A 2805-nucleotide genomic window follows, 5' to 3' on the forward strand; every position below is an offset into this window, starting at 1 on the left:
AAGTACACGGTGCCGTCGGAGAACAGCGCGCCGTCGAAGCGCACGGTGCCGCCGGAGAACCTCGCGCCGGTGAAGCTCACGTCGCCGCCGGAGAACGTCGCGCCGGTGAAGTCCATCTGACCATCGATGGTGACCCCGGTTAGATCAAGGTTGCAGCCCTGCCACGAGCGGTGAGTGCCCTTGGGGATGCGGTAGTGCTCCCCGATAAGACGCAAGATCGTGTGCCGGACCTCGCGCAGTGCGCGGTACCGGTCTTTCTTGTCCTGATGAGCATCGCGCCGTTCTTCGGAGGGTGAAGTCCCGTCGAGCAAGGAATCGGGCAGGTCGCCCGGGTCGGGAGAGAAGGGCAGGCGGAGGTAGGCGCACAGAACGTCGATGCAGGTCTGGCGCAGGCTGTCGTCGGGGGCGTCGTCGGCGAGGCCAGCCAGCGCGTGGACACCACCGAGCCGGACGGCCGGGGAGTCGGAGCCGAGTTTGTCGACGGCCTGGGAGAAGCGTTCGGTGTGGAGCCGGGTTGCTTCGCGGTGGGCGCCGGCCTCGTCGACGCGTTGGCGGCGGTAGGCGACGACCAGGGCGACGAGCGCGCCAGCCCCGGCAACCACTCCGAAGGAGAGTTTCACCAGGTCGAAGAGTGTCTTCGCGTCGAGCTTCGCGGCGCTGTCGATCTCCTGGAAGTCCAGCAGCACCACCAGCCCGTAGAAGATGCCGCCCGCGGCTAGGACCGCGGCAGTGAAGGTGAGGATCAGCGCCCGGCCGACCCTCCATAGCCGCAGCTCTCGATCATCCGAGGGCGATCGCGGCCGCCGGTTGAGTGTCATGCCGATGGAGACACGGCTTCACGATCAGCGGTTGCAGCAGGTGCGAGTGACCGTTTCCGCCCCCAGGGCCGATCGGATCTGACTCTTGGAGGCGCGTGTTCGTCGCATCCGCATTGCGCTCCCCCTGACGTGACTCAGATCACATCACAGATTTCCTAACGATCGAAGCGCCCTGTGCGTCCTTTTGGCACGGGCACCGTAGGGGAGTACGGCCGGGTCAGGGGGCCGGGGTGACCGGCAAAGATCACCGACCACCTCATCACGCGAAGGAAATCCCTCAGTGACGAAGTCATCCCGTGAGGGCTCCGTACCTCAACAGCGACGCTTCCCTGTTCTGGGTGGCCACAGCGCCGAAGCCGAGCTGCCGACGAAGTCCAGGAAGCAGTGGTGCTGGATCTGCGACCAGGAGATCAGGCTCCTCAGGTACACGGCGACGCTCGTGGGGGAGGACAACGAAGGCGCGGTCTTCGGTCTGGCGCACGGGGCCCTTCTTCAACCAGTTGAAGAAGGGCCCCGTGCGCAGCATCAACGGATTCGCGCGGCAGGTCATCCTCAACAAGGCGCGTGATCATTGGCGCCGCAACGCCACGCGGTACAAGTACGAGATCTCGGTCGGGGACACGGCCCTTCTGGAGGCCGCGTTGCCGGTGGACCTCGGTGCCGCCGCCCGCAACGAGGAGATGAAGGACTATGCCATCGCGCTGCTGTCCTGCCTGAGCAGCTCTGAGCTGACCGCGTTCGTCCTGATGGCGCTCGACAGCGTCTCCTCGGACGAGGCCGCCCGGGCCATCAACGAGATGAACGGGCTGGAGGAGGAGGACGTTCTCCAGGCGCTCGCGGCTGCCGAGGCGGCGAAGAAGCGCGGTGAGCGCATCACCGTCCTCAAGGACGCCCAGGGGCGGCGGGTCATGACCGCGGATAACGCACGCCAGACCGTGCACCGTGCTCGGACCAAGCTCAAGGAGCGCGCCGCGCGGATGCCGCTGGGCATCCCGGCCACCGACTAGCAGGACACGGGACAAACAGCTGTTCTCTCGGGTGCAGCGACCCCCTGTGGCCGGGGCCGCTGCTCACCGGGAGTGGGCTGTCAGCCCGCTTCGGAAAAAGGGGAAGGTAGACATGAACACTCTCGCCCTCATGATGGCGACCCTCGGGCTCCGGGTGCGACGTACCTGCGGCCGGGCACTGGATGAGTTCCTGATCCTTTTGGTGCCGGTGCAGCGCGTGCTGACCACTGTGCGCAGGGGCCAGTTGCCGCTGTGCTCCTCCGGCCATGGGGCGTCCAGGACGCTTGCCCTCGTTAGTGGTGTGCTGCCGCACAAGAGGGGGTTGGTGAACGACGATGACGCGTGCATCACGAGGCCCTAGCGCTTTAGTCACTGGATGAACGCGGGCCGGAGACCTAACGCTGGGTCTCCGGCCCGCGTCTTTTTGGTGCCGGTGCACCAGAAGCCCGGCACCACCCGCTCGGACGGCTGGACACCACGACGAGCGGTGTGGGAACTGCCAGCCAAGGACAGCCCCATGACGATGAGGATCCCCCAGCCCGGCGGCGGAGGCCAGAACTATCCTCCGTACGATGCTCTGATCGAGGCCTCCGAGCGCGAGATCGCGCGCCGCAAGCGCGAACTGAAGGAACTCCGTCGCTGGCGTCGCCGCGCCAAGGCGGACAGGTTCGTTCACACCCACAGCCGCGTCAGCGTCTTCTGGATCGGCACGACGGCCTTCGCGTCGTCGATGGTGTGCTTCGCCGTGGGCGAGAGGCAGATCGGCACCGACTTGCTCATGTTCGCCATCCAGGTCTGGCTGATGGTCTTGGGGCTGCCCCGGCGCTAGGTGTTCGCTGTCTCTTGACGCCGCCCGGGGGCGGGCCCGCGCGCCCGGCCCGCCCCCCCGGGGCCCGCCCCCGGCCCCCCCCCCCCCGGCCCCCGCCCGCCCCCCCCCCCCGCGGCCCCCGTTATTCCCCACAATTTCCGACCACTTCGGT

The 2805-nt window shown here is 67.3% G+C and carries 3 protein-coding genes; 2 read left to right on the forward strand and 1 reads right to left on the reverse strand.

Annotated features, from left to right (window positions below; translation table 11 throughout):
• On the reverse strand, positions 1-818 hold an 818-nt coding region (locus AB0I73_RS39780), incomplete at its 3' end, for a pentapeptide repeat-containing protein (RefSeq protein WP_363045272.1).
• 515 nt (positions 819-1333) lie between these two features.
• On the opposite strand from AB0I73_RS39780, the gene AB0I73_RS39785 reads away from it, so the two are divergent.
• Both AB0I73_RS39785 and AB0I73_RS39790 read left to right on the forward strand, forming a co-directional pair.
• The gene (locus AB0I73_RS39785) at positions 1334-1825 is read left to right on the forward strand and encodes a hypothetical protein (RefSeq protein ID WP_363045273.1); all 492 of its coding nucleotides are present in this window, start codon (positions 1334-1336) and stop codon (positions 1823-1825) included.
• Between the two features lie 517 nt (positions 1826-2342).
• Entirely contained in the window at positions 2343-2654 is a 312-nt protein-coding gene (locus AB0I73_RS39790) for a hypothetical protein (protein WP_363045274.1), read from the forward strand.
• Positions 2655-2805 lie beyond the last annotated feature (151 nt).

Origin of the sequence: Streptomyces sp. NPDC050388, assembly GCF_040655635.1 — a bacterium.
Lineage (GTDB): Bacteria > Actinomycetota > Actinomycetes > Streptomycetales > Streptomycetaceae > Streptomyces.